The sequence below is a fragment of the Micromonospora aurantiaca ATCC 27029 genome, from assembly GCF_000145235.1.
Taxonomy (GTDB): Bacteria; Actinomycetota; Actinomycetes; order Mycobacteriales; family Micromonosporaceae; genus Micromonospora; species Micromonospora aurantiaca.
Genome location: NC_014391.1, coordinates 6,854,600 through 6,878,172, shown reverse-complemented (window position 1 = coordinate 6,878,172; position 23,573 = coordinate 6,854,600). Strand labels below are relative to the sequence as shown.

At 70.0% G+C, this 23,573-nt stretch carries 21 protein-coding genes and 3 tRNA genes; 13 read left to right on the top strand and 11 right to left on the bottom strand.

Annotated elements, in window-relative coordinates; all coding sequences use genetic code 11:
- Window positions 1-20: 20 nt before the first annotated feature.
- The gene (locus MICAU_RS30745; protein WP_013289252.1) at window positions 21-731 is read left to right on the top strand and encodes a glycosyltransferase family 2 protein; all 711 of its coding nucleotides are present in this window, start codon (window positions 21-23) and stop codon (window positions 729-731) included.
- Between the two features lie 70 nt (window positions 732-801).
- Here MICAU_RS30745 and MICAU_RS30740 read toward each other — a convergent pair whose 3' ends face one another.
- Entirely contained in the window at window positions 802-1,677 is an 876-nt protein-coding gene (locus MICAU_RS30740) for a transketolase family protein (RefSeq protein ID WP_041799427.1), read from the bottom strand.
- A gap of 14 nt (window positions 1,678-1,691) precedes the next feature.
- On the bottom strand, window positions 1,692-2,375 hold the full coding sequence (locus MICAU_RS30735; protein ID WP_013289250.1) for a thiamine pyrophosphate-binding protein: 684 nt from the start codon (window positions 2,373-2,375) through the stop codon (window positions 1,692-1,694).
- A 46-nt stretch (window positions 2,376-2,421) separates the two neighbouring features.
- Between MICAU_RS30735 and soxR the strand changes: the two genes are divergently transcribed.
- Window positions 2,422-2,874, top strand: coding sequence for a redox-sensitive transcriptional activator SoxR (gene soxR, locus MICAU_RS30730; RefSeq protein ID WP_013289249.1), 453 nt, complete (start codon window positions 2,422-2,424; stop codon window positions 2,872-2,874).
- A 3-nt stretch (window positions 2,875-2,877) separates the two neighbouring features.
- Here soxR and MICAU_RS30725 read toward each other — a convergent pair whose 3' ends face one another.
- Together MICAU_RS30725 and MICAU_RS32965 are read right to left on the bottom strand one after the other, a co-directional pair.
- Window positions 2,878-3,852 carry an NAD(P)H-quinone oxidoreductase gene (locus tag MICAU_RS30725; RefSeq protein WP_013289248.1) on the bottom strand — a complete coding sequence of 325 codons (975 nt, stop codon included), beginning with the start codon at window positions 3,850-3,852 and terminating at the stop codon, window positions 2,878-2,880.
- Between the two features lie 53 nt (window positions 3,853-3,905).
- Complete coding sequence (locus MICAU_RS32965) at window positions 3,906-4,109, bottom strand: hypothetical protein (RefSeq protein ID WP_049794856.1); 204 nt, start codon at window positions 4,107-4,109, stop codon at window positions 3,906-3,908.
- 247 nt (window positions 4,110-4,356) lie between these two features.
- Here MICAU_RS32965 and MICAU_RS30715 point away from each other — a divergent pair.
- The 3 genes from MICAU_RS30715 (at window position 4,357) to MICAU_RS30705 (ending at window position 5,957) form a co-directional block, all read left to right on the top strand.
- Window positions 4,357-4,446: transfer RNA gene (locus tag MICAU_RS30715), tRNA-Ser, on the top strand.
- 247 nt (window positions 4,447-4,693) lie between these two features.
- Window positions 4,694-5,383 (top strand): DNA alkylation repair protein, encoded by a 690-nt coding sequence (locus tag MICAU_RS30710; RefSeq protein ID WP_013289247.1) that lies wholly within the window; start codon window positions 4,694-4,696, stop codon window positions 5,381-5,383.
- A 40-nt stretch (window positions 5,384-5,423) separates the two neighbouring features.
- Entirely contained in the window at window positions 5,424-5,957 is a 534-nt protein-coding gene (locus tag MICAU_RS30705) for a YbhB/YbcL family Raf kinase inhibitor-like protein (protein WP_013289246.1), read from the top strand.
- A gap of 53 nt (window positions 5,958-6,010) precedes the next feature.
- Here the strand turns inward: MICAU_RS30705 and MICAU_RS30700 are convergent, their stop codons facing one another.
- Window positions 6,011-6,715: a class I SAM-dependent methyltransferase gene (locus tag MICAU_RS30700; RefSeq protein WP_013289245.1), complete on the bottom strand. Its 705-nt coding sequence runs from the start codon at window positions 6,713-6,715 to the stop codon at window positions 6,011-6,013.
- A 208-nt stretch (window positions 6,716-6,923) separates the two neighbouring features.
- On the opposite strand from MICAU_RS30700, the gene MICAU_RS30695 reads away from it, so the two are divergent.
- Complete coding sequence (locus MICAU_RS30695) at window positions 6,924-8,702, top strand: DUF6311 domain-containing protein (protein WP_013289244.1); 1,779 nt, start codon at window positions 6,924-6,926, stop codon at window positions 8,700-8,702.
- 4 nt (window positions 8,703-8,706) lie between these two features.
- Here the strand turns inward: MICAU_RS30695 and MICAU_RS30690 are convergent, their stop codons facing one another.
- Complete coding sequence (locus MICAU_RS30690; RefSeq protein ID WP_013289243.1) at window positions 8,707-9,489, bottom strand: hypothetical protein; 783 nt, start codon at window positions 9,487-9,489, stop codon at window positions 8,707-8,709.
- A 321-nt stretch (window positions 9,490-9,810) separates the two neighbouring features.
- Here MICAU_RS30690 and MICAU_RS30685 point away from each other — a divergent pair, with 321 nt between their 5' ends.
- On the top strand, window positions 9,811-11,343 hold the full coding sequence (locus MICAU_RS30685) for a peptide deformylase (RefSeq protein ID WP_013289242.1): 1,533 nt from the start codon (window positions 9,811-9,813) through the stop codon (window positions 11,341-11,343).
- 68 nt (window positions 11,344-11,411) lie between these two features.
- On the opposite strand, the gene MICAU_RS30680 is transcribed toward MICAU_RS30685, so the two are convergent.
- Complete coding sequence (locus MICAU_RS30680; RefSeq protein WP_013289241.1) at window positions 11,412-12,533, bottom strand: globin domain-containing protein; 1,122 nt, start codon at window positions 12,531-12,533, stop codon at window positions 11,412-11,414.
- Window positions 12,534-12,655: 122 nt separating this feature from the next.
- Between MICAU_RS30680 and MICAU_RS30675 the strand changes: the two genes are divergently transcribed.
- On the top strand, window positions 12,656-13,429 hold the full coding sequence (locus tag MICAU_RS30675) for a CPBP family intramembrane glutamic endopeptidase (protein WP_013477452.1): 774 nt from the start codon (window positions 12,656-12,658) through the stop codon (window positions 13,427-13,429).
- A gap of 85 nt (window positions 13,430-13,514) precedes the next feature.
- Here the strand turns inward: MICAU_RS30675 and MICAU_RS30670 are convergent, their stop codons facing one another.
- Window positions 13,515-14,267 (bottom strand): hypothetical protein, encoded by a 753-nt coding sequence (locus MICAU_RS30670; RefSeq protein ID WP_244879699.1) that lies wholly within the window; start codon window positions 14,265-14,267, stop codon window positions 13,515-13,517.
- 881 nt (window positions 14,268-15,148) lie between these two features.
- On the opposite strand from MICAU_RS30670, the gene MICAU_RS30665 reads away from it, so the two are divergent.
- Window positions 15,149-15,239, top strand: a tRNA-Ser gene (locus tag MICAU_RS30665).
- 36 nt (window positions 15,240-15,275) lie between these two features.
- Window positions 15,276-15,348, top strand: a tRNA-Arg gene (locus tag MICAU_RS30660).
- Between the two features lie 1,031 nt (window positions 15,349-16,379).
- On the opposite strand, the gene MICAU_RS33740 is transcribed toward MICAU_RS30660, so the two are convergent.
- Window positions 16,380-16,562: a helix-turn-helix domain-containing protein gene (locus MICAU_RS33740; protein WP_368665014.1), complete on the bottom strand. Its 183-nt coding sequence runs from the start codon at window positions 16,560-16,562 to the stop codon at window positions 16,380-16,382.
- 250 nt (window positions 16,563-16,812) lie between these two features.
- Here MICAU_RS33740 and MICAU_RS30650 point away from each other — a divergent pair, with 250 nt between their 5' ends.
- The 3 genes from MICAU_RS30650 (at window position 16,813) to MICAU_RS30640 (ending at window position 21,021) form a co-directional block, all read left to right on the top strand.
- A complete protein-coding gene (locus MICAU_RS30650; protein ID WP_013289238.1) occupies window positions 16,813-17,799 on the top strand; it encodes an AAA family ATPase in 987 nt (328 codons plus the stop codon).
- Between the two features lie 71 nt (window positions 17,800-17,870).
- Window positions 17,871-20,318 carry a S8 family peptidase gene (locus tag MICAU_RS30645; protein WP_167545748.1) on the top strand — a complete coding sequence of 816 codons (2,448 nt, stop codon included), beginning with the start codon at window positions 17,871-17,873 and terminating at the stop codon, window positions 20,316-20,318.
- A gap of 520 nt (window positions 20,319-20,838) precedes the next feature.
- Window positions 20,839-21,021: a hypothetical protein gene (locus MICAU_RS30640; protein WP_013289235.1), complete on the top strand. Its 183-nt coding sequence runs from the start codon at window positions 20,839-20,841 to the stop codon at window positions 21,019-21,021.
- A gap of 175 nt (window positions 21,022-21,196) precedes the next feature.
- On the opposite strand, the gene MICAU_RS30635 is transcribed toward MICAU_RS30640, so the two are convergent.
- Both MICAU_RS30635 and MICAU_RS32195 read right to left on the bottom strand, forming a co-directional pair.
- On the bottom strand, window positions 21,197-21,904 hold the full coding sequence (locus MICAU_RS30635) for an SDR family oxidoreductase (protein ID WP_013289234.1): 708 nt from the start codon (window positions 21,902-21,904) through the stop codon (window positions 21,197-21,199).
- Window positions 21,901-23,208: an NsdA family TPR-like regulatory protein gene (locus MICAU_RS32195; protein ID WP_235437674.1), complete on the bottom strand. Its 1,308-nt coding sequence runs from the start codon at window positions 23,206-23,208 to the stop codon at window positions 21,901-21,903. The genes MICAU_RS30635 and MICAU_RS32195 overlap by 4 nt, the downstream gene beginning before the upstream one ends.
- Between the last annotated feature and the right edge of the window lie 365 nt (window positions 23,209-23,573).

Below are 23,573 nucleotides of genomic sequence, written 5' to 3'. Positions count from 1 at the left end.
ATCGCCTCCGTGGAGATTCCGTGAAGCTCTCGATCCTCATGCCGGTCTACAACGAGGAAGAACGTATCGCGGATGCCCTCAAGCAGGCATTGGCAGTCGACTACCCCTGCGAGATCGAGCTCGTCGTCGTGGACGACGGCAGCCGGGACGGCACCGGTGAGATCCTCGGCCGCGTGGACGACGCCCGACTGCGGGTGATCACCCACCAGCGCAACGCCGGTAAGGGCGCGGCCATCAAGACGGCTGTCGACAGTGCCGAGGGCGAGTACATGGTCATCCTCGACGCCGACCTGGAGTACGACCCGCAGGACATCCCGCGCCTGCTGGAGCCGGTGCTCGACGGCCGGGCGACTGTCGTCTACGGCAATCGGACCTTCGGGAGCCACAGCTCGTACAGCTTCTGGTACGTGATGGGCAACAAGGGCGTCACGCTCGCCGCGAACGTGCTCTACAACTCCTACATCGGCGACCTGGAGACCTGCTTCAAGCTGATGCCGCTGGAGCTGTACCGCTCGCTCCAGGTCCGCTCCCGGGGCTTCGGCATGGAGGCGGAGGTCACCGGCAAGCTGCTGCGCCGCCGCATCCGCCCGTACGAGGTGCCGATCAGCTACCGCGCCCGGGGCCGCGAGGAGGGCAAGAAGATCACCTGGAAGGACGGCGTCGAGGCGATCTGGATCCTGGCCCGCGAGCGCGCCCGCCGCCGCCCGGCCGGTCCCGCCACCGCGCACTGAGCCTGAATCGACGGAACCCCGCGACCCCGGCACGAACCGAGGTCGCGGGGTTCCGCCGTGTCCGGCCCGCTCAGGTGAGGAACGCGTCGACCGAGCGGCGCAGCCCCGCGGCGTCCAGGCCGTGCCAGCGTTCGTGGTCCTCGGCGCTGCCGTAGCGGCGCAGGTCCTTGCGGCCCACCCCGAGCGCGAGCAGCCGGTGCGGCCGGTCGGCCAGCGCCTCCGACACCACCCACGCCGACGTGCCCGCCAGGTACGGCTCGACCAGGATCACCTCGGTCCCGGCGAGCGCCCGCAGCCCGGCCGTGTCGAACGGTCGCGGCCGGTGGGTGTAGGCCACAGTGACCGGCCGGCCGGCCGTCGCCGCCACCGCCGCGTCCAGCACCGGACCGACCGCGACGAGCAGCGGAGCGCCCGGCCCGGCGTCGCGCACCACGTGCAGGTCACCCGCCTGCGGGTACGCCTGCGCGTTGGTCCGGACGGACAACCGCAGGTACGCCGAGTCCTGCCCGCACACCACGTCGCGCAGCAGCGGCCGGACCTCGTCCGGGTGCCCCGGCACGTGCACTGTCCAGCCGTCCAGCGTGTCCAGCAGTGCCACGTCCGCCGGCCCGAGGTGGGTGCGTCCCGCCGCCGCCCGGTCGTACGAGCCGCCGATGCCGACGAGCACCGCGCCGACGTCCTGGTGGTCGAGGTCCAGCTTGATCTGCTCGTACGCCCGCTCGACCAGGAACGGGGCGTAGCTGTGCACGACCGGCCGCTGCCCGGTCAGCGCCAGCCCACCGGCCACCCCGATCATCAACTGTTCCCGGATGCCCACGTTGATCACCCGGTCCGGGTACCGGGCGGCGGCCGGCTCGAACGCGGCAGCGGAGATGTCGGCGAGCACGACTGTCGTCCGCGGATCGGCGAGCACCTCCTCGGTGCTGGTGACGAACGCGTCCCGCATGGTGCTGGTCATGCTCACTCCCCGTCCGTGACGACCGCGACGACGACGTGCGGCCGGTGATCGTCGTGCCCGGTGAGGGCGGCGTGCAGGGCGTCGTGGTCGCGCCCGTCGACTGTGGCGGCGCTCCACCCGTTCACCGTGAACCGGCTCGCCGCGCCGCCCGGCCAGCCGTATGTGGCCGAGCGGTTGTCCAGCACGATCGCTGTCAGGTTGCCCAGCCCGGTCGCGCCCGCGTACGCGATCGCCTCGTGGTTGGAGCCCTCGTCCAGTTCGGCGTCGCCGAGCAGCACGTACACCCGGGGTCCGGTGCGGCCCTGAGCCCGCAGCCCGAGCGCGGTGCCGACGCCCAGCCCGAGCCCGTGGCCGAGCGAACCGGAACCGATCTCGACGCCCGGCACCAGCGTGCGGTCCGGGTGGTCGCCGAGCCGGCTCGCCGGGCCGCCCTGGTCGTCCAGCCACTCGGCCGGCAGGAAACCGCGGGCGGCGAGAAGCGCGTAGTACCCGGCGACCGCGTGACCCTTGGAGAGCAGGAAGCGGTCCCGGCCCGGGTCGGCAACGGTGGCCGGGGTGATCCGGAGCACCCGGTCGTAGAGCACCTGGAGCACGTCGAGCGTCGAGTACACGTTGGCGCCGAACTCGCGGCCGGCGCGCACCCGGTCCAGGAGCGCGCCCAGGTCGGTGGCGGTGGTCGTCGTCATACCGATAGCCTCGGACTTGAAGCGAACTTCAACTCAAGGCCGTGTGATGCACGAAGCAACACTGACCATCGGGCAACTCGCCGACCGCAGTGGTGTCGCCCCTTCGGCGCTGCGCTACTACGAGCGGCTCGGCCTGATCCACGCCGCCCGCACCGGCGGGAACCAGCGCCGCTACGCCCGTACCGAGCTGCGCCGGGTCGCGTTCATCCGGATCTCCCAGCAGGTGGGTGTGTCGCTGGAGGAGATCCGGGCGGCGCTCGACTCGCTGCCGTCGGGGCGTACCCCCACGCCCGACGACTGGGCCGCGCTGTCCCGCGCCTGGCGGGACCGGCTGGACGAGCGGATCCGGCTGCTCGGCAAGCTCCGCGACGACCTGGACGGCTGCATCGGCTGCGGCTGCCTGTCCTTGCAGCGCTGCACGCTCTACAACCCGGAGGACTCGCTCGCCGCCGAGGGCCCCGGCCCGCGCCTCATGCTCCCGCGCCCCGGCCAGGGCTGACCCCTACCGGACCAGCAGCACCTTGCCCAGGTGGTCGTTGGTCTCCACCAGGCGGTGCGCGGCGGCGGCGTCGGCCATGTCCACCCGGGCGTGCACGACGGGCCGGATCCGGCCCGCCTCCACCAGGGGCCACACCTGCTCGCGTACGCCCCGGACGATCGCCGCCTTCCCCTCCACCGGGCGGGACCGCAGCGCGGTCGCGTGCACTGCTGCGCGCTTCGCCAGCAGCATCCCCAGGTCGAGTTCGCCCTTGCGCCCGCCCTGCATGCCGATCACCACGAGCCGCCCGCCGGTCGCCAGCGCCGCCACGTTCCGGGGCAGGTAGGACGCGCCCATGATGTCCAGGATCACGTCGGCGCCCCGGCCGTCGGTGACCCGGCGTACCTCGTCGACGAAGTCCTGCTCGCGGTAGTCGATCGTGTGCGCGGCGCCCAGCTCGCGCAGCCGGTCGTGCTTGGCCGGGCGGGCGGTCACCACCACAGTCGCGCCGAGCGCCACGCCGAGCTGGATCGCGAACGTCCCGATCCCGCTGCCGCCGCCGTGCACCAGCAGCGTGTCCCCCTCGGCCAGCCGGGCCAGGTCCACCACGTTCGACCAGACCGTGCACGCCACCTCCGGCAGCGCAGCCGCGTCGACCAGGTCCACCCCGGCCGGCACCGGCAGCAACTGCCCGGCCGGCACCGCGACCTGCTCGGCGTAGCCGCCGCCGGCGAGCAGCGCGCAGACCTCCTGGCCCACCGACCAGCCGGTCACGCCGGGACCGAGCGCACGCACCGTCCCCGAACACTCCAGACCGGGGTACGCGGACGCGCCCGGCGGCGGCGGGTAGTGCCCCTGCCGCTGCAACAGGTCGGCCCGGTTCACAGCGCTGGCCCGCACCTCCACGATCACCTCGCCGGGACCGGGCTCCGGATCCGGCACGTGGGTCCAGACGAGCGCCTCGGGTCCGCCGGGTTCCGTGATCGTGACTGCGCGCATGACTCAGTCTTACCCGATCTTTCCGTCGGTCCACGCGCGGGCGAGGATCTCCGTCACCGTCTCCTCCGGTGTCTGGCCGGATGTGTCCAGCCAGAGCCCGATCCGGGGGTGTCGGCGCGGAACCCGGCGTCCAGGTCCGCCACCGGCCAGTCGCCGTACCCCTTCTTCGACCGGTCCCGCTCGCGGGCGGCGACCACCTCGGGGCGCGGCGCGAGCACCACCACGGCCAGTGGCCGGTGCCGGATCCGGCCGATCATGGCCGGCAGGTCCGCTGACGATCATGCGGCGGAACACGTCGCCGCGCAGGTGCACCGCACGGGGCAGTCGCCGCGCCAGCCATTCGGCCACTGTGGACCTGTCGGCTACCATGATTCCGCTGATCAGCACCACTGCCGGGCTCTCCCGCACGCACACATTCGCACAAGGGAGGTGGGACGGCGGCTTGCCCGGTACGGGGTTCGTGGCAGACTGGTCCCCGGTCGCGCACCCCTCGGGGGCGTGCCGGGAGGGTTCGCCTAGTGGCCGATGGCGCTGGTCTTGAAAACCGGTAAGGCAGCGATGTCTTCGTGGGTTCGAATCCCACACCCTCCGCCAGTAGCTGATCGCCCTTCACGCAGCTCAGCCCATCCTCCAAGGCGGGCGTTGTCCGCTGGCGGGGCATCGTGGGGGGAGAAGCCGTAACAGGAGATGCTCCTTCTCCTGGGGCGCCGAGCACCAGACCGTCGATCTGCAACCGCGAACGGCACGGCAGGGCGGCCGAGGAGTAACGGCGGGGCGGCGGAACAGCGGGAGCGTCGGGCCGGTCGTAGGCTGCGGAGTGCGGCGACGGCGGGAGGCCCTGGTGGCGGAGACGACGACTGTGGCTGAGGTGACGGCCGAGCTGGCCGCGCTCGACGATCCGAAGATCCGTGCGGTGAACGAGCGCCACGGTGACGATCACGGGGTCAACCTGGGCAAGCTGCGGGCGGTCGCGAAGCGGCTGAAGACGCAGCAGGAGCTGGCCCGCGAGCTGTGGGCGACCGGCGACAGCGCGGCCCGGCTGCTCGCGATGCTGATCTGCCGGCCGAAGGCGTACGGGCGGGACGAGCTGGACGCCATGCTGCGCGAGGCGCGTACGCCGAAGGTGCACGACTGGCTCGTGAACTACGTGGTGAAGAAGAGCCCGCACGCCGAGCCACTGCGCCTGGCCTGGTCGGCCGACAGGGATCCGGTGGTGGCGAGCGCCGGCTGGGCGCTGACCACCGGGCGGGTGGCGCGGAATCCGGACGGGCTGGACCTGGCCGGCCTGCTCGACGTGATCGAGGCGGAGATGGCGGGCGCGCCGGAGCGCCTCCAGTGGGCGATGAACCACTGCCTGGCGCAGATCGGGATCGAGCACCCTGCGTACCGGGAGCGCGCGATCGGGATCGGCGAGCGGCTCGGGGTGCTCAAGGACTATCCGACGCCGCCGGGATGCACGTCGCCGTACGCGCCGGTCTGGATCAACGAGATGGTGCGCCGACAGGACGGTGGCGCGGACAACGGGGTATGAAGGGGCGCAGGACATTCGCGTACCCGGAAGGACCGTTTCGATGACCCTGGAACGACCGATCGCCCCGGACCCGTACGAACTGCTGCCGACGGTGCCGTCGTTCGACCTGACCAGCGACGACGTGCACAACGGCGAGCCGATGGACGCGCGGTACGCGCACGGCAGCACCGGCGGCGAGAACGTCTCACCGCAGTTGTCCTGGTCGGGCTTCCCGGCCGAGACCAAGAGCTTCGTGGTCACGTGCTTCGACCCGGACGCCCCGACCGGCAGCGGCTTCTGGCACTGGGTGCTGGTGAACGTGCCGGTCTCCGTGACCGAGCTGCCCACCGGCGTGCGTGAGGCCGATCTGGATGGCGCGTTCAGCGTCCGCAACGACTACGGCGACACCGGCTACGGCGGTGCGGCGCCGCCGGCCGGGGACCGCCCGCACCGGTACGTGTTCGCGGTGCACGCGGTGGACGTGGACCGCCTCGACATCCCGGCCGGGGCCAGCCCGGCCTTCGTCGGCTTCAACCTGGCGTTCCACACCCTGGCCCGGGCGGTCATCCGCCCGACGTACCAGATCAAGGAGTGAGGTGTAAGGAAGGGCCCCTTGTTAACAGACGTCTGTTAACAAGGGGCCCTTCCTTACACGCGGGCGACGGCGAAGACGGACTGGCCGAACGGCGGCCGGACGCGCTGCTCGGCGGCCTTGGTGACTGGTAGCACGAGGGTGTCGTAGACCTTCACCATCGGGCCCTCCTTCGGCATCAGCCGGAAGACCTTGGTGGCCATGAAGTAGCCGATCAGGCCGAGCGCGTTGGCGTAGTGGATCCGCTCGACGGTGAGGCCCGCCTCGGTCATCGCCGCGGCGAGCGTCTTCTTCGTGTAGCGACGGACGTGGCCGGTGGCGATGTCGGCGGGGCTCATGGCGAACTGGAACGCCGGCACGATGATGACCACGGCGCCGCCGGGGCGGACCAGGTCCCGCATGCTGCGCAGCGCGCCCACGTGGTCGTCGATGTGCTCCAGCACGTTGTAGGAGACGGCCGCGCTGTAGTCGCCGCGCTCGTGGTGCGGGAGCAGCATCTGCCGGACCTCGACGCCCGGGTGGTCGGACAGCCGCTCCTTGAGCTGGATCAGCCGGTCCGGGTCGGCCTCGGTGGCGGTGATCCGGGGTGCGTACGCGGCCCAGGCGGAGGCGTAGTCGCCGAGGCCGCTGCCGATCTCGATCGGGTTGTCACCGAGGTAGGGCACCGCCAGCTCGACGAACCACTGCCGGTGGTTGACAGCCGTCGCCAGGCCTTCGAGCACCTCGGACTGGACGCGCTGATCCCCAGTGATTTCTGCCATGCGTCGATTCCTCACGATATGACTGACCCGCGCCTGGACCGTCAGAGTCAACCATCTGGATGGCTGAGGGGGAAATCGGGGGACGGAGGGGGGCCGAATTGTGATCCGGAGGGGTGCCTGTTCGGCGGTCGGCGAACTCGGCACATAGTACGTGATTCCCCAGAACATTGCACGTGCCCGTCATGCCCTGACTACGCTCTGAAATGTCATGACTACTCCGGAAAGCGGCGCGAGCGCGGCGAAATCGGGGCAGGGTAGGCGGATCGACGCGCTCGCCGTGCTCAGCTTCGTGCTGCTCGCGTTCTGGGTCACCGCCCGGCTCTGGGTCGATCCGCGCAATGGCGTCCGGGACAATCGGACAGATCAGGCGCAATTCGAATGGATGATGGCGCATGGTGCTCGCGTCGTCACTGACTTCGCCTATCCGTTCACCTCGGATCGGATGAATGTGCCGGATGTCGTCAATCTCATGGCTAATACGTCCGTATTATCCGTTTCACTGCCGCTGACCCCGATAACGCTCTGGGCAGGCCCGCGCTGGTCCTTTCTGATTTTCCTCACTCTCGGGCTCACCGCCACCGGCGTGTCCTGGTATTTCCTGCTCTCCCGAGTTGTCGTGAAGTCCCGCGGTCCGGCCTGGCTGGGTGCCGCCTTCTGCGCGTTCGCGCCGGCGATGATCTCGCACGCCAACTCGCACCCCAACATCGTCAGCCAGTACGTGGTGCCGCTGATCATCTGGCGGACGCTGCGCCTGGCCGAACCCGGCCGGTGGCTGCGCAACGGCGTCCTGCTCGGCCTGGTGATCGTCTGGCAGGCGTTCCTCAACCTGGAGATCCTGCTGATGACCGCCATCGGGCTCGGCGTGGTGGTGCTCGCGCTGGCGCTCGGCCGTCCCGCGCTGCGCTCGGCGGCCCGCCCGTTCGCCGCCGGGCTCGGGGTCGCCGCGGCGGTCGCCGGGGCGCTGCTCGCGTACCCGCTCTGGGTGCAGTTCTTCGGCCCCGGCGCGTACAGCGGGCTGTCCACGCTGATCCGGGGCTACTCCACCGACCTCGCCGCGTACGTGGCCTGGTCGCGGGAGTCGGTGGCGGGCGACGCCCGGGGCAGCGAACCGCTCGTGAAGAACGCCACCGAGGAGAACGCGTTCTTCGGCTGGCCGCTGGTGATCCTGGTGATCGCGCTGGTCTGGTGGCTGCGCCGCAACGCCGTGGTGCTCGGGCTGGCAGCGGTCGGGCTCGTGTTCGTACTCTTCTCGCTCGGCCGGGAGATCCGCTACGACGGGCGGGACACCGGCATCCCCGGCCCCTGGGCCGCGCTGGAGAACCTGCCGGTCCTGCACTCGGTGGTGCCCACCCGCTGGTCGCTCGCGCTCACCCCGATCATCGGCGTGCTGCTCGCGTTCGGTGCCGACCGGGCCCGGCGGCTCGCCGTACGGCACCCGGACGCGCGCGACCAGATCCGGTTCGCCACCGTCACAGTGCTCGCCATGGCGCTGCTGCCGATCCTGCCCACCCCGCTGCCCGCGAAGCGCCTCGACCCGACTCCGACGTTCGTCACCTCCGGCGCCTGGCGTCCCTACGTCGCCGGCGGGCGGAGCATCGTCACGCTGCCGCTGCCCGACACCACGTACGCGGTCCCGCTGCGCTGGTCCGCCGAGACCCGGCTGGACATGCCGCTGGCCCGCGGCTACTTCCTCTATCCGGACACCCGCCCGGGCGGGGACCGGATCGCCCTCTTCACCGCGCCGCCGCGTCCCACCAGCACGTTCTTCGAGACGGTACGGCGCACCGACGCGGTCCCGCCGATCACGCCGCAGGACCGGGTGGCCGCCGTGGACGACCTGCGCTACTGGCGGGCCGGCGCGGTGATCCTCGACCCCCGGCTGCCGCAGGCCGACGCGCTGCGCCGGGCGATGACGGAGCTGAGCGGGATCACGCCGAGGCGTACCGGCGGGGTGTGGTTGTGGGACGTCCGGCCGCTGGTCGAGTGAGCGGTCAGCCCTGGCGGACGCAGCAGCCCTGGCACACCTTGGGCCGGGGCAGCGTGAACGCCAGGCAGCAGGTGCGCCGCTGCACAGTCGGCTCGCCGGCCGGGCTGGGCACCAGTTCGACCAGGTCGCTCAGGTCGAGCGCGTCGAGCAGCGTGCCGACGGCCGCCGTGGCCGAGCCGGGCAGCGCGTCCGACGCGCGCAGGATGCCGTGGGCGATGCCGGAGGCCACCGAGCCGAGCAGCGTACGGGTGCCGATCCGGACCTCGCCCTGGATGGCGCCGATCAGCGGGGCGAAGTGGGCGTCGAGCAGGGACGCGCGCAGCGCGCCGAGCAGCGCCGTCTCGTCCGGGACCACCAGTACGCCCGGAGCGCCGGCGAGGGCCAGCGGGTCGCTCGGCAGCACCGCCACCGGGGTGGAGGCACGCAGTCCCAAGGTGAGGAGCTGGTGGTGGTCCTCGAAGTGCACGAGCACGTCGGCCGGGTCGAGCAGCGGCACCCGGCGGGCGGACGCCCAGCCGAGCACCGCGGGTAGCGCGGTCCAGTAGCTGTAGGACTTCCAGGCCAGCGCGGCGCACGCGTGCGGGGTGCCGCCCCAGCGGCGGCCGGCGGCGGTCAGGAACTCGGACAGCAGCGTGCCGTCGATCAGCCGGGTGGCCGGGGACCAGCGGTCCAGCTCGTCGTGGACCAGCAGGCCGGGTGCGAGCCCGGGCAGGTCGTCGGTGCCGAACATGGCGCGCAGGGTCGCTGTCACAGGGGCGAGCGGGGTGGCGGCGTCGCGCCCCGGCATCACCGCAGTCACCTGGCCGTCCCCTGTCCTGTCGCCCTGCGGTCGGCGCGTGCCGTCGACCCAAGCTAAGGCTAGCCTAACCACCCTCCCGGCGGGAGGGGAAGTGGTGCCGCGGTGTCGCGGGGAGGTCCCCGTCACTCCACGGCCGTCGCGTACTACCCGGCCTCGGAGACGAAAAACGCCGCCGGAGAACCGGCGGCAGACGGCGTAAGGATCGACGTACGCCGCTGAAAAGTCAAGGTGAGTGTCGAATACGAGGCAGTTTCCGTACACGTTCAGCCACTCAACGTGAAAATGGTCTTCCCGCGTACGAGGAAGCTGATGACGACCTCACCGATCGAGCGTGCCGCGGACTCGTTCGCGGCCGAACTCGCCCGGCACCGGACCGGCCGAGGGCTGTCCAAGAAGCAACTGGCCACGATGATGGGCTTCGACCCGTCCTACGTCAGCCACGTCGAAGGGCGTCGGCACCGGCCCACCGAGGACTTCGCCCGCCGGGCCGAGGCCGTCCTGGAGGCCAGCGGCGCGATCTGGCAGCGCTTCCGGGAGTACGACGAGCTGCGGCACGGCCGGACCGGCACTGCGCACCGCGACCCACCCGTGCCCGGCCAGTGGCTGCCCCCGGGGACCGGCCTCGTGGTGGAACGGGAGATGGCCACGCTCACCCACACCGGGGACGGCTACCACTGCGCGATCCGGCGGGAGCTGTACAACGCGGGCACCGAACCGGTCACCCGCTACCTGGTCCGGGTCGCCGTCGACCGCTACCCCAACGACCCGGGCCGCTCCAACCGGCACCACCGGGAACACCCGCTGACCTTCGCCGAGCTGCAGCTCACCGCGTACCGGGACGACGGCAACGGACGCGAGCCGATGCACTGGCGGGCCAAACACGACCGGGACGCGTTCAAGGAGATCTGGCTGCTGTTCGAGAACGACGAGGGACGCTTCCCGCTCTACCCCGGCGACCGGGTCACCATCGAGTACGCGTACCGCGTCGGCCGGGACAAGTGGGGCCCCTGGTTCCAACGGGCCGTACGCCTGCCCACCCGGCACCTGGCGGTGCGGCTCGACCTGCCCGCGGACCTCGACCCGAAGGTGTGGGGCGCGGAGACCTCGCTGTCGGCGGAGGAGGGGCCGCTGCGTACCCCGATCCAGCGTTCGGCGGACGGCGGCCGGGTGGTCTTCGACTGGGGGACCGACGACCCGCCGCTGAACGCCCGCTACCGGATGCAGTGGCGGTTCCGCAGCCCCGAGCCGGACGCCGAACCGGACAGCGCGCCCACCGGCGGCGCCCGGGTACGGGCCAGCGACCGGATGCGGGCCGTGGGCATCGTGCAGCGCGGCGACGACCTGCTGCGGCAGCGGGCCCGCCAGTTCGACCTGCCGGCCGACGAACAGCACGCCCGGCAGGTGATCGACCGGCTCGCCGCGATGCTGGTCCGCCTGGACGAGCTGCACCCGTTCAGCAAGGGCGTCGGCCTCGCCGCGCCCCAGCTCGGCATCGGCTGGTCAGCGGCGCTCGTGCGCCCGGCCGACCGGGCGGCCGACCCGGTGGTGCTGCTCAACCCCCGGGTGGTGGACGCCGCCACCGAGACCGACGAGCAGTACGAGGGCTGCCTGTCCTTCTTCGACCACCGCGGCCTGGTGCCCCGGCCGCTGCGCATCGACGTGGAACACGCCCTGTGGGACGGCAGCCGGGTGATCACGTCCTACGAGTACGCGATGGCGCGGCTGGTCGCACATGAGATCGACCACCTGGAGGGGCGGCTCTACGTCGACCGGATGGCACCCGGCGTGCCGCTCGTGCCCGTGGAGGAGTACCGCGAGACCGGCACCCCCTGGCGTTACTGAGAAACGGGGGGCCGGGTCGCGTGCCCCAGGGGGCGGGGGCACGCGACCCGGCTCGGGGGGAGCAAGGTTCAGAGGTTGCCGAACGTGTCGTACCGGATGTGGTCGGGCGGGACGTCGTCGGCGGCGAGCGCCCGCAGGGTGGCCCGGACCATGGCGGCCGAGCCGGAGACGTAGCAGTCGTGCGTGGTCCACGGGCCGTACCGGGTGACCACCTCGGAGACGTCACCGAGTTCGCCGCCGAAGTCCGGGTCCTCGCTGCACGCCGGCGTCACCGACAACCACGGGTGGGACGCGACGAGGTCCTCCAGGCCGGGCAGCCCGTACAGCTCGTCCGGGCGGCGCGCGCCGTAGAAGACGTGCACCCAGCGGGTCCGGTTGACCCGGGTCAGCTCCTCCACGAGCGCCTTGATCGGCGCCAGGCCGACCCCGCCGGCCACGCAGAGGACGTCCCGGGTGGACTCCGGGTCCAGCGTCATCGAACCCATCGGCGCGGCCACCCGCAGCAGGTCACCCGGCTTGGTACGGCGCACCAGCGCGCCGGACACCCAGCCGGCCGCACCCGGTGGCGTCCGGACGTGGAACTCCAGCACGTTCTCCTCGTTCGGCGCGTTCGCCACCGAGTACGTCCGCCACACCCGCGGGTGGTAGCGCGGCACCTCCACGCTCACGTACTGGCCGGCCCGCCACGGCAGCGGATCCTGGAGCGCGCGGACGGTCAGCACCGCCGTGTCCGGGCCGTGCCGCTCGTGCGTCAGCACCTCGGCGTGCCAGTACGGCGGGTTCTCGTCCGCCTCCGCGCCGGCCAGCATCCGCTCGCTGATGCCGGCGTACGCCTCCCGCCACGCCTGGTCGTACTCCAGGTTCCAGCCGTCCCCGGCGGTGCTGCGCAGCGCGTCGAGCAGCGCGACGCCCATCGTCGCGTAGTGCTCGGCCGACACGTGGTACTTGCGGTGGTCCCGGCCCAGCGCGCGCAGGTACTCGTCGAAGCTCTCCGGGTCGCCCACCGTCTGGGTGGCCGTGACGATGGCTTCCAGGATGCGGTCCCCCTGGCCGTTCATCTGCACCGGGAAGAGCTTGCGCAGCTCCGGGTCGAGGAGGAACAGCCGGGCGTAGAAGTGACCGCTGAGCCGCTCCCGGTGCTCCTCGACCAGGGTCCAGCTCTCCTTCAGCAGCCGCGCGAAGTTCTCCACAGGGGCACGCTCCTTCTCCGTACGGGCGGATCGGCCCGCATAGAATGTCCACGGAGCGTGTACGCCGGTCGCACAGGCTGTGCGACCGTCCGGCCCGGTCGCCGAAGTGCTTTCATGGTCCGGTGACGGTTGACGAGCTGGCCCGCCCGGTCTCCCGCCGGATGCTGGGCACCGAGACGCTGCTCGTGCTCGGTCTGTCCCTCGGCCAGTCGGCCGTGTACGCGCTCGTCTCGCTGATCGCGAAGCTGACCGCGACCGGCGGACTGTCCAAGCAGACCGCCGCGCTGAACACCTCCGCGTCGGCCCGGCCGTACCTCGACCTCACGTACCAGCTGCTCGGGATCGTCTTCGCGCTGCTGCCGGTACTGCTCGCCGTACACCTGCTGGCGCGCGACCCCGGCGACCCGGCACGGACGCTCGGCGTCGACTTCCGCCGGCCCGCCTCCGACCTGGCCCGGGGCGCGGGCCTGACCGCGCTCATCGGCCTGCCCGGGCTGGCGCTGTTCTGGGCGGCGGCGCAGCTCGGGCTCAACGCCACGCTGGTCCCGGCCGCGCTGCCGGACCTCTGGTGGACGGTGCCGGTGCTGATCCTCGCCGCCGTGCAGAACGCCGTGCTGGAGGAGGTGATCGTGGTCGGCTACCTGATCACCCGGCTGCGGCAGCTCAACTGGCGGATCGGCGCGGTGCTCGCCACGAGCGCGCTGCTGCGCGGCTCGTACCACCTCTACCAGGGCTTCGGCGCGTTCGTCGGCAACGCCGTCATGGGCGTGATCTTCGGGCTGTTCTACCTGCGTACCCGCCGGGTCGCCCCGCTGATCGTCGCGCACACGCTGCTCGACATCTTCGCGTTCGTCGGCTACGCGATGCTGCCGAAGTCCTGGTTCGACTGGCTCTGACCGCACGCGTTCCGTCCGCCGCCAGGTCGGGGAAGTGGCGGCATCGGGCCCGCCTGACCGCGCCGGCTCGCCGAACTGGTGTCGATCACGCCCGATACCGGGCGACCGCCCGCGCGGCCACCCGCTCGGCCGTCGCCGTACCGCCGGTCGCGGCCGCCAGCGCCGCCGCGCCCGGCAGCAACCGGGCGGCCAACCGCAGCCCGAGCCAGCCACCCGCCTGCGCGGCCACCGGCGTCGCCAGCCGCCAGGCCGCCTCCACCACGCGCCCCCACGGACCCTCCGCCGGAGCATCAGCCGCCCGAGCCGCCGCCAGCGCCGCCCGCGCGGTGCCGTCGTCCGGGTGCACCAACGTGAGCACCAGCAGCTCGGCGGCCCGATCCGGATGCGCCGGATCCCGCCCGTACGCCGCTGCCAGATGCAGCACCAGGTTCGCCTGCGTCCACAGCACCGTCGCCAGCTCCGCGACCGGCGCGAACAGCCCGGCGCCCGCCGCGAGCGCCCCACCCGTACCGGCCATCCGCACGAACCGCCGCGTCGCCAGCCGAGCCACCCCGTCGGCGTCCGCCTCCGGGTAGGCCCGCCGTACCTGCTCCACCCAGGACGCGGCCCGCGGCCCGAGCGCGTCGACCGCCGCCAGGGCCAGCAGCTCCGGCGCGAACCCGGGGTGGTCGCGCAGCTGCGGCCCCACCGCCCGCCAGCCCTCCATCGGGGTACGCGTGACGTCGGGTTGTGCGGGTGCCCGCTCGACGACCGTGCCGTGCGTCGGCTCGTCGGACTGCTCGGCGCGGGGTGTCGTGGTGTCGGCGGCGGCTGGACTCGCCGTTGCCGGGATCGCCATCGCCGCCGACGGGGCGGCTTTCGTGGTCCGGCGGGTCCGTCCGGGCGAAGGTGCGGTGACGGGACGCTCCGCCGTGACCGGCTCGGTGCCGTCGGGCTGCCGTTCGGTGGGTGTGGGCTCCGTCGTGCTGATCGCCGTCTCCTGCTTCGGAGGCGACGCCTTCCGAGTGGCCTTCTTGACCGCCGGCGCAGCCTTCTTCACAACTGGGGCCGCTTTCTTCGCGACTGGGGCGGCCTTCTTGGCGGCGGGAGCGCGGCGCGCCCGTTTCGGTGTTTCCTCCCCGGCCGGTGGGGAGACCGGCCCGGCCGGAGGCTCGGTGGCTTGCTGCTGCTTTGCTGTGACGGGCCTCTCATCGGCCGGGAGCGTGCCCTCCCCGGCGCTCGGCGACGGCTCTCCGGCAGTCGTGCCCGAGGGAGTCGTGGACGTCTCTTTCGGCGGCGTACCCGGGCCGTCGACAGAAGCCTTCGGAGCGGCGTGCTCGCCGGGCGTACCCGGATCGGCCGGCGAAGGGTCGGCGGCCGGGCGCGGGCGCGGCGCCGGCGGTGCGTCGGCGGCCGGCGTCGGCGGCTGGAAGACGACAGTGGGCGCCGCCCGGCGCGGACGCCGGGGCGGCGGTGTGTCGCTCGTCGCGTTCTCCGCGGCGGGCTCCGGTGTCGGTGGGTTGAACGTCGGTCGTGGGGAGCGGCTCCGCCGGGCCTTGGGGGCGGGCTCGCGACGGGGCGGATCGCTCGGCGGCTGCTCCTGCATATCGATGGAGCGTAGCCGTGGGCGTGATCTGGCACACGACGAAAACGCGGTCGGGGCGGCCGGTCCGATAGTCGCTTTGCCCCGGGCGGGTACGGACCTGTATCCTCGGGCGCGGTGACCTCGTGGGTCACCAGGGAGACTTCGCCTAGTCTGGTCTATGGCGCCGCACTGCTAATGCGGTTGGGGTCTTAAAGCCCCTCCCGGGTTCGAATCCCGGAGTCTCCGCGCGAAAGCCGGTTGTGTAGACTGGCCGAGCACCAGGCGCCCGTAGCTCAACGGATAGAGCATCTGACTACGGATCAGAAGGTTAGGGGTTCGAGTCCCTTCGGGCGCACAAGCAATCAAGGCCGTGACCAGCGGAAACGTCGGTCGCGGCCTTGATTCTTTCCCACGATGTGCTGCGATCTTCCAAGATGCGGGACCACGGTGCTCCGATGGTGCTCCGTTGTCGCCGTGCCGTCTGGGCGGGGTTCGTGCGGGTGCGTGCTGACCAGTGCGTTTCGCGTCGCCTGGTCCGGATCATGGTTGAGGTGCCCGCTGGCCAGTCGTCGATCACTGTCTACTGTGGGCCAATTCTGTCGATCTTCCCTCCCAGGGTCGGGGCGGGGGTGGTCGGCCGCCGCTGACCTGGGTCGGCGCCCCGCACGGATGGCGGCGGAACCGTCGGCCCCCGGGCGAGGTCAGTGGTGACAGTTGCACCGTCCGGCCATCTGACTTCCGCCCTGCTGATCTGCCCTGTGCGCCAGGGCAGCGATCCGACCGCGGGCGGTCGCGACCTCGGCGCGCCGACCCGGGCCGGCCAGGCATCCGCTGCCTGGCGGCTCCCCGACCGGGGTGACAAAGATCTGTTCCGGCGGCGCAACCGGCGCCGCGCAACTGTGCGCCGACCCGGCCCACGTCGGACGGCTCGACCGAACGGCACGGTCCGGGGTCGGCCCCGCACGGCCGCCAGGGGTGAGGTGCCGTTCCAGGAGGCGAAGTGCCCGCGGGTGGCGAAGCGGCTGATGTCCGCAACGTCGCCGATCAGGCGGGCTCCACGATCAAGGCGAACAAGGAACTGACCCAGCTCGTCGAGACCACGGCAGCACCCTGCAGGACCTCAACGGCACCGGCCCCTCCTGGTCGACCTGGACCAGCTCGGTGATCAGCTCGGAGGCGAGTCGGCGGCGGGTGCGCCCGGCCAGGTCACGCGGCCGGACGGAGTTCAGCAGGGGGCGGGCCTGCGGAGCGGACAGGAGCTCCCAGGTAGTGCCGTGGTCTCCCACGATGTGGGAGCTTGATGCTCGATGTAGCGCGGTTCGCTGGGTTCCTACTTCCCCCGCTCGCCGTCTTACCCACCTTCAAGCATGAGGGGCACCCGAGCGATCAGTCCTGCAGCTCACCTAGCCCGAGCCCCAATGCCGACGCCAGCGATAGCACGGTGAAGTAGCCGGGCTCGACTACCTGCCCTGATTCGATCTTTCTCAGAGTCGAGACGGCCACCCGTGCGCGAGCGGCCAACTGCTCCTGAGTCAGGCCTCGCTCGATGCGTAGCGACCGCAGCCGCACCGCTAGCCGGTTCGCTTGATCACGGAACCGGCTCTCGTCTCTCTTGGCGCGCCCTACTGGCACAGGTTTCAGGATAGTGATAAAATTTTACCAGTCAAGATTTACCACTCACGGCCCAGCGCGAATGATTGCCTGGGAGGCGACAGAAGGCAGCCAGCGTTGCCGCCCGGTCAGCCGCTACCCATCAGGCCGGGCACGATGTATGCAGAGCGTGAGAAGACCACGTCGGGGGAAGGGAGGTGACAGTCGGGTGGCAACAGCAGATCAAGTAAAAGCCCTGGTCAGGAGCCATGGTGAGGGCGACGACGCGCGCTTCTACTCTGTGGCGTTGCAGGTTGCCGCGCACGCCGCACGAAGCGGCCAGGGCAAGTTCGCGCAAGAGATGCGCGAACTTGTAGACGGCCTTCGCACCCACACTGGCGCCGCCCATTTGGGTCGACCGGTACCAGTGGCTCGTCCACGAGGTGAACTGGCTGACCTACTCACCGTCGCCTACCCCGACAGCCGGTTAACAGACCTCTGTCTGGAGGCGGGCGTACGCCAACGGCTAGACCGCGCCTTGCTCGAACAACGCCAGCAGGACCGTCTTCGGGAGAAGGGTTTCCACCCGCTGCGGCGACTGCTACTCATCGGCCCTCCCGGTACTGGCAAGACGATGACTGCTAACGTGCTCGCCGGCGAGCTTCGGCTACCGTTGTTCACCATCCGCCTCGACGGCCTGATCACAAAGATGATGGGCGAGACGGCCGCGAAGCTGCGTCTCATCTTCGACGCCCTCGCCCAGACCCGAGGCGTCTATCTCTTCGACGAGGTCGATGCGCTCGCCGGTGAGCGCGCGATCGGCAACGACGTCGGCGAGATTCGCCGGGTGCTCAACTCGTTCCTGCAGTTCCTCGACCAACCTGACTCGCCGAGTCTGCTTGTCGCAGCGTCGAATCACCCGCAGCTTCTCGACCGCGCCTTCTTCCGCCGGTTCGACCTGGTGGTGGACTACCCTCTACCAACACCCGACGTCGCACGCGCGGTGATCCGCAACCGGCTCGCCACGATGAGCCCACGACGGTGGGCCTGGGACCGCGTCGACCAAGCGGCCGCCGGGCTAAGCCACGCCGAGGTCACGATCGCCTGCGAGTTGGCGGCAAAGGAGGCCGTCCTGTCCGGTCAGCAGCACATCACCACCGCCACGTTGGTTGCGGCTCTCCAGGAACGACGAAACGCCGCCCCGAGCGCTTCGTAACCATGCCAGCTCGGAACCGCCACCACCTCATCCTGCGCGCCGGCGCGGCTGCTGAACCCTACCGTCGACCAGTGGGCGGCGGTGGCGGCGAGCAGGTACCGGCACCGTCGGACCGGCAGCGACACGCGAGCCAACTACAAGAGCAGCTCCATCGAGCAGAGAGCGCAGCCACGGAGCAACGCGCCGAGCGGGACTACGCAATCTCAGGCGCGGTGGACGGCGTGTACCTCACGTTCGAGAGCTTCCCCGACGTGCACTTGGCCGTGGAGTCGCTGGACCCTCGCGCCGGTCAAGTGCATCCAGAACTGGTGTCCGTTCAAGACGTGACTACCACCGGCGGGGTGGTGGAGTACGCGACGGTGTTCGTGCCCGACGGCACCCTCGGGTACTTCGTGTCCCGCCTCCAGCAGTACGCAGAGACGGCCGAGCAGGACAAGCCGAGGAACCGCAACCTCGTCGACCGAATCCAGGCAATCGGTCTGGCAACGATCGAGTCGCTCTGGACGGATCCACCCGACGCGTTTCCCGAGCCGACGGCGACGGTGTGGTGGGAAGTGTGGCTGCGACGACGCGACGGCAACGAGGTGGGCCGGTTCCAGGAATTCGCCCAACAGGCCGGCGTCCGACTCGGCTCCCGCACCCTTGGCTTCAGCGAGCGCATAGTCGTCCTCGCGCAAGCCACAGTAGAACAGCTGGCCGGCGCGCTCGGCGTGCTAGACGACCTCGCCGAACTGCGGCGACCGCACGAGCTGGCACAAATCATCGCGCTGGAATCCGCCGTCGAGCAGGCGGAGTGGGTAGATCAGCTGGCGAGGCGCACGCGGCCGGCCGGCGCGGACGCGCCCGCCATCTGCGTACTCGACACCGGTGTCCACCGAGCTCACCCTCTACTCGCCGGCTCGCTTGATCCGGCAGACTGCCAGGCTTGCGACCCGACCTGGGGCTCTCATGATCATCGTGGGCACGGTACCGAGATGGCTGGGCTGGCCCTGTACGGCGATCTCGGCGAGGCTCTGCTCGCCACCGGTCAGGTTCGCTTGCGCCATCGCCTCGAGTCGGTCAAACTCGCCCCGCCCCCACCAGCGTCGAATCCGCCGGAACTGTACGGCGCCGTCACCGCTACGGCCACCAGCCTGGCGGAAATCACTGCACCACGACGACACCGGGCCTTCTCCCTGGCGATCACCGCGAACGACACTACCGCCAATCCTGGAACAAGCTCGGCGATCATGGTCGGCCAACCGACGTCCTGGTCCGCCGCCATCGATGCCCTTGCCGCTGGCCGTTCCATCGCGACGGTCGATGACGGGCTTGTGTTCCTCGACGACGCCGACAGCGACGCGCACCGGCTGTTCCTTGTCTCCGCCGGAAACGTAAATCCCGCTAACTTTCAGGACGACCACCTGCAGCGCAGTGACCTCGAGGCCGTCCAAAACCCCGCACAGGCTTGGAACGCCCTCACGGTAGGCGCCTACACACAGATGGACAGCTTGTCCACCGCCAGCTCCCACTGGGCCGGCTGGACACCCCTCGCCGCGCGAGGCGAGTTGTCACCGCACTCACGCACGTCCGTCGCGTATCACTCCGCGTGGCCGGTCAAGCCAGACGTCGTGTTCGAAGGCGGCAACGTCGCACGTTCTCCCGCCGGCACTAGCTTCGACACCCCTGAAGAGCTGCAACTGCTCACTACCAAGGCGCCACTCACAAATAGTCGGCTACTGACCGTCACCTGCGCTACCAGTGCCGCAACGGCACAGGCCGCACACCTCGCCGCCTCGATCATGGCCGACTATCCCTCGCTGTGGCCCGAGACAGTGCGTGCTTTGATCGTGCACTCCGCCGAATGGACCGACGCCATGCGCAAGTACGTCGACCAGGCCACGAGCAAGGCCGACCTGCGCGCCGTTCACCGCCGCTACGGCATGGGCGTACCCGATCTTGACCGGGCCACTCGTAGCGCCAACGACGCGCTCACCCTCATCGCTCAGGACACCATCCACCCGTTCCACAACGGGACCATGCGAGAGATGCATCTGCACGACCTGCCGTGGCCCGCCGACATCCTCGCCGACCTCGGCCATGCCACAGTGCGCATGCGCGTCACCTTGTCCTACTTCATCGAACCCAACCCCGGCCGCCGCGGCTGGAAACGCCGATACAGCTACGCCTCACACAATTTACGCTTCGACGTGCGCCGCGCTACGGAATCGACAGACGACTTCCGTAAACGGCTCAACCAGCGCGCCCTCGCCGAGGAGGAAAACCGTCCTGCGAGCGCGGACGACACCGGCCGCTGGTGCCTCGGACCTACACTACGCACCCCGGGCTCCCTGCACGCCGACATATGGGAAGGCACAGCCGCCGACCTCGCCAACCGCGGTGCCCTCGCCGTAGCGGCTCCACCCGCCGAAACCGGCCAGCGATCCGCGCCATTAGGTCATCCAGACCTGCCGCCCACCCCGAAAGATCGTCCACCGCCACAAGTGCGGCAGTCTACGGTGGACGATCGTGTACTCTGACGCCTGATCCGCATCTGCGGTCCTAGCTGCGCAAACACGGTCAACGGAAGTGCGGCTGGAGTACTAGGTCGGAGAGCTTCACCGCCAGCGCATCCTCCGCCCGCCTCGACCCGTGACAGGCGACGATAGGCTTGCCACAGCTTCCGAGCCTGCCGTCGCGGCTGTCCCTCATGCCGATGCTCCCTCCAGCGGACGGGATCTGCTTACCGCCCGGAGCCTGGCCGGGAACGCTCTCGCGAACCACGTCCCGGCCTTCTTCACAAATGCCCACTCCGATATCAGCGATTCTCCCGGCTTACGATGAAGGCCTGCTGCTGCGCGTCTCGTAGAGCACGCCACCTACCATCGAGATTCAGTAGATGATCCACTCGGGGATGGTGCCGCGGACGGAGACGGTTGCCCGCCGCGGAGGGGCAGGGCTTGCTGAAGTTCCGGGTGAGCAAATCCAGTCGGTGACGGTCCTGCACTACATGCGTGTGGGTTCGCCGTCGGAGCAGTTCAACACGGTCGGCCGTGCGCGATGTTCGGCGCCCTGCTGACCTTGGTGACCGACCGTCGCTGCCAGGTGGCTCCGGAGGTCATGGCGAGGGTCGAGGGGCAGGAGCATTTGTTCGCGCTGCCGCTGGCCGGGGCGGTGGACACCTATCTCGGTGCGCCCATCCCCGACTGGACGCAGGTCGACGGGGCGTTTTCCGACGCGTAGCCCGACTCACCAGCCTCGCCGACGGCGACATGCGGGCACTCGCCGCGGCGATCCACATGCACTACTGGCCCCCCCTGCTGACCACGCGCGATCTTGTCGGCTCGTATGCGCTGCTGGTTGGTGGTATCGAATGCCTCGCGCAGCACTTCGGCAGTCCCCCGACGGCGTGCGGCAGTTACCAGTCGAGGATCTCACGCTGAAAGAAGAGGCCCCCGGTAGGACCGTCAGGAGGAAGGGTGGCGAGCCAGACGAAGGTCTCCGCTGCCTGCTTCGGCGTGTGGGTGGCCTTGCCATACGCCAGCCGGGTGTCGACCTTCCCCGGTGAAGCGGCGTTGACGAGGATCCCGTCATCCTTCAGTTCGGCTGCCAAAATGCAGGTTAAGGCGTTCACGGCCGCCTTGGATACCCGGTAGGAGACGCTGCCAGGCCCCATCTCGCCGAAGGTGCCCATGTGGCTCGTGACATTGACAATTCTTCCGTAACCATTCTTCTTCATTTCGGGAATGGCTGCGGTGCAGCAACGCCACGCTCCCATGACGTTGGTGTCAAGAGTGGCTCGCACCTTTTCCATATCGGCGCGGGACGCTGTTTGGCCGCGATCGATAGCAATGCCTGCGTTGTTGATGAGGATGTCCAGTCGCCCGTGCTCATATCCGACGTCTGCCATGACACGAGCGACGCTAGCGGGGTCCACAACGTCCAACTGGTGGCCGGACGCGGACAAGCCGTCAGCGCGTAGCTCGTCAGCCGCCCGCTCAGCGGCATCCTCGGTGCGAGCCGTAACGACCACGTGCACGCCCTTGTGGGCTAAGCCGTAGGCGATGGCCTTACCCAGACCGCGATTGGAGCCGGTCACCACCGCAACTCGCCCGACCTTACTCATGCGAGCAGACTACGCACGCGCTCGTCCAGCGCTCGCGCGGCAGGGTGCCGATGCGCCGTCAAGCGGCCGTGGATGTCCAGCAATCGGCGGTGGTTGCGCACCGATCGAGTTGCAGTGACGTCCGGAGCTGCCTCAGATACGAGCGCGCATGCGTGGTCGACGTCCCCGAGGTTGAGGACCGACTCGGCGCGCCAAATGAGATAGGTGGCGCGATCTCGGCTGCGTTCAGCAGGTTGAAGAGCGAGCGTCTGCTGAAGCCAGTGGTCGCTCGCCCGATGGCGCTCAAGCAGGAGATAGCACGCTGCGACCTGAGCGGAGTACTCTGCGTGATCAAAATAGCTGGCCCAGGCCGGGCTAGGCTCTTCATCGGCATGCGACATCTCTGCATCGGCCTCCACCAGCCGTTTCTCGCACGCCAGCGACTCGCCAAGTACAGCGTGGGTACGGGCTAGTCGCGTCGTGAGCATGGCCCGTACGCGCGCTGGCGCGTGTCTCGCGCCAGCGCGCGCAGCGTCGGCCAGGCGCAAAGCTTCAGTGGGTCGTTCAGTATCGACTCGCTGCAAGCTCATGCACTTCAAGATGTTCGCCCCGGCTGCGCGGTCGGATGCCGAATGTGCAGCATGGAGGGCCGCGAACCAGTAGCGTTCGGCGGCGGCATGGAAGCCGGCGTCGAAACTCGCCCAGCCTGCGATCCGGCCCAGCTCGGCGGCGATGGAAAGCAGGCGGTTCCCCGCCGTCTCGGAGTAGCTACCTTGGTTCAGCAGATCCGTAACCAGTCGGAGTTCTGCGTCAACCAGTGACCGCACGCTGCCGCCGCCGAGGCTTGCGTCCATGCGCCGCAGCGCGGGGAGTCGTTGTTCGAAGCAATCGAGCAAATCAGCGTCGACCCGGCCTCCCTGGAGCGCTGCATTGACCCTTGGTGGCTCGACCGCAAGCCAACGCTCAGCGATTGCCGCCGCGAGCCCGGCTTGCATGATCAAGAAGCCTCGGCGATCTAGCACTGCCGGTCCCGCGGTGTCGTCGAGCAGAGCCACTGCTCCTTGCACAGTCCATGGCGCCGAGGCGCTGATCGCTGGTCCACTCGGAAGCCATTGCGGCCACCCGAGTGCCTTGACGGTTTGCCGATCGATGCCGAGTTCGTCTGCCAGTGCAAGCTGTGAATCTTCATCCGGGACTACGCCCCACCGCTCCCAGCGCCACGCCTTCTCCCGTCGAGCGGCGGTGTTCAGGCGACGCGCGATGACGTTGACAAGGTCTTGCTGCGTCCAGTTCCGCTGCTCTCGAACGTAGCTCAACGGATGCACCAAAAGCTGGGCCCGTGGCGATGGGGCTCGCGTCATGCTACCTCCCCGGTCATCGCGTCACTGTAGCCCGAACCAACCCGTGAGAAGGGCTGCCAACTGCGGAAACTGCCTGGCCCTGGTGATGAGACAACAGCGAGACAACAAGTCAGACATCGATTTGCTTGGGTCGTTCGGCTTTGCTGGACAGGCAATCCGCTCCGGCGTCGTTCAGTCGCTGTAAGTGGTGGGCGGCCGCACGCTCCTTTGGCTCATCGGTCGCAGTCAGCCGCTTGCGGTGTAGCACCTGATCCGGTTGAGCCAGAGCGTGCGGTAAGGCTGAGGAGGGCGAGGTCAAACATGCGCCGGTGTCTGAGGTTTGCACCACC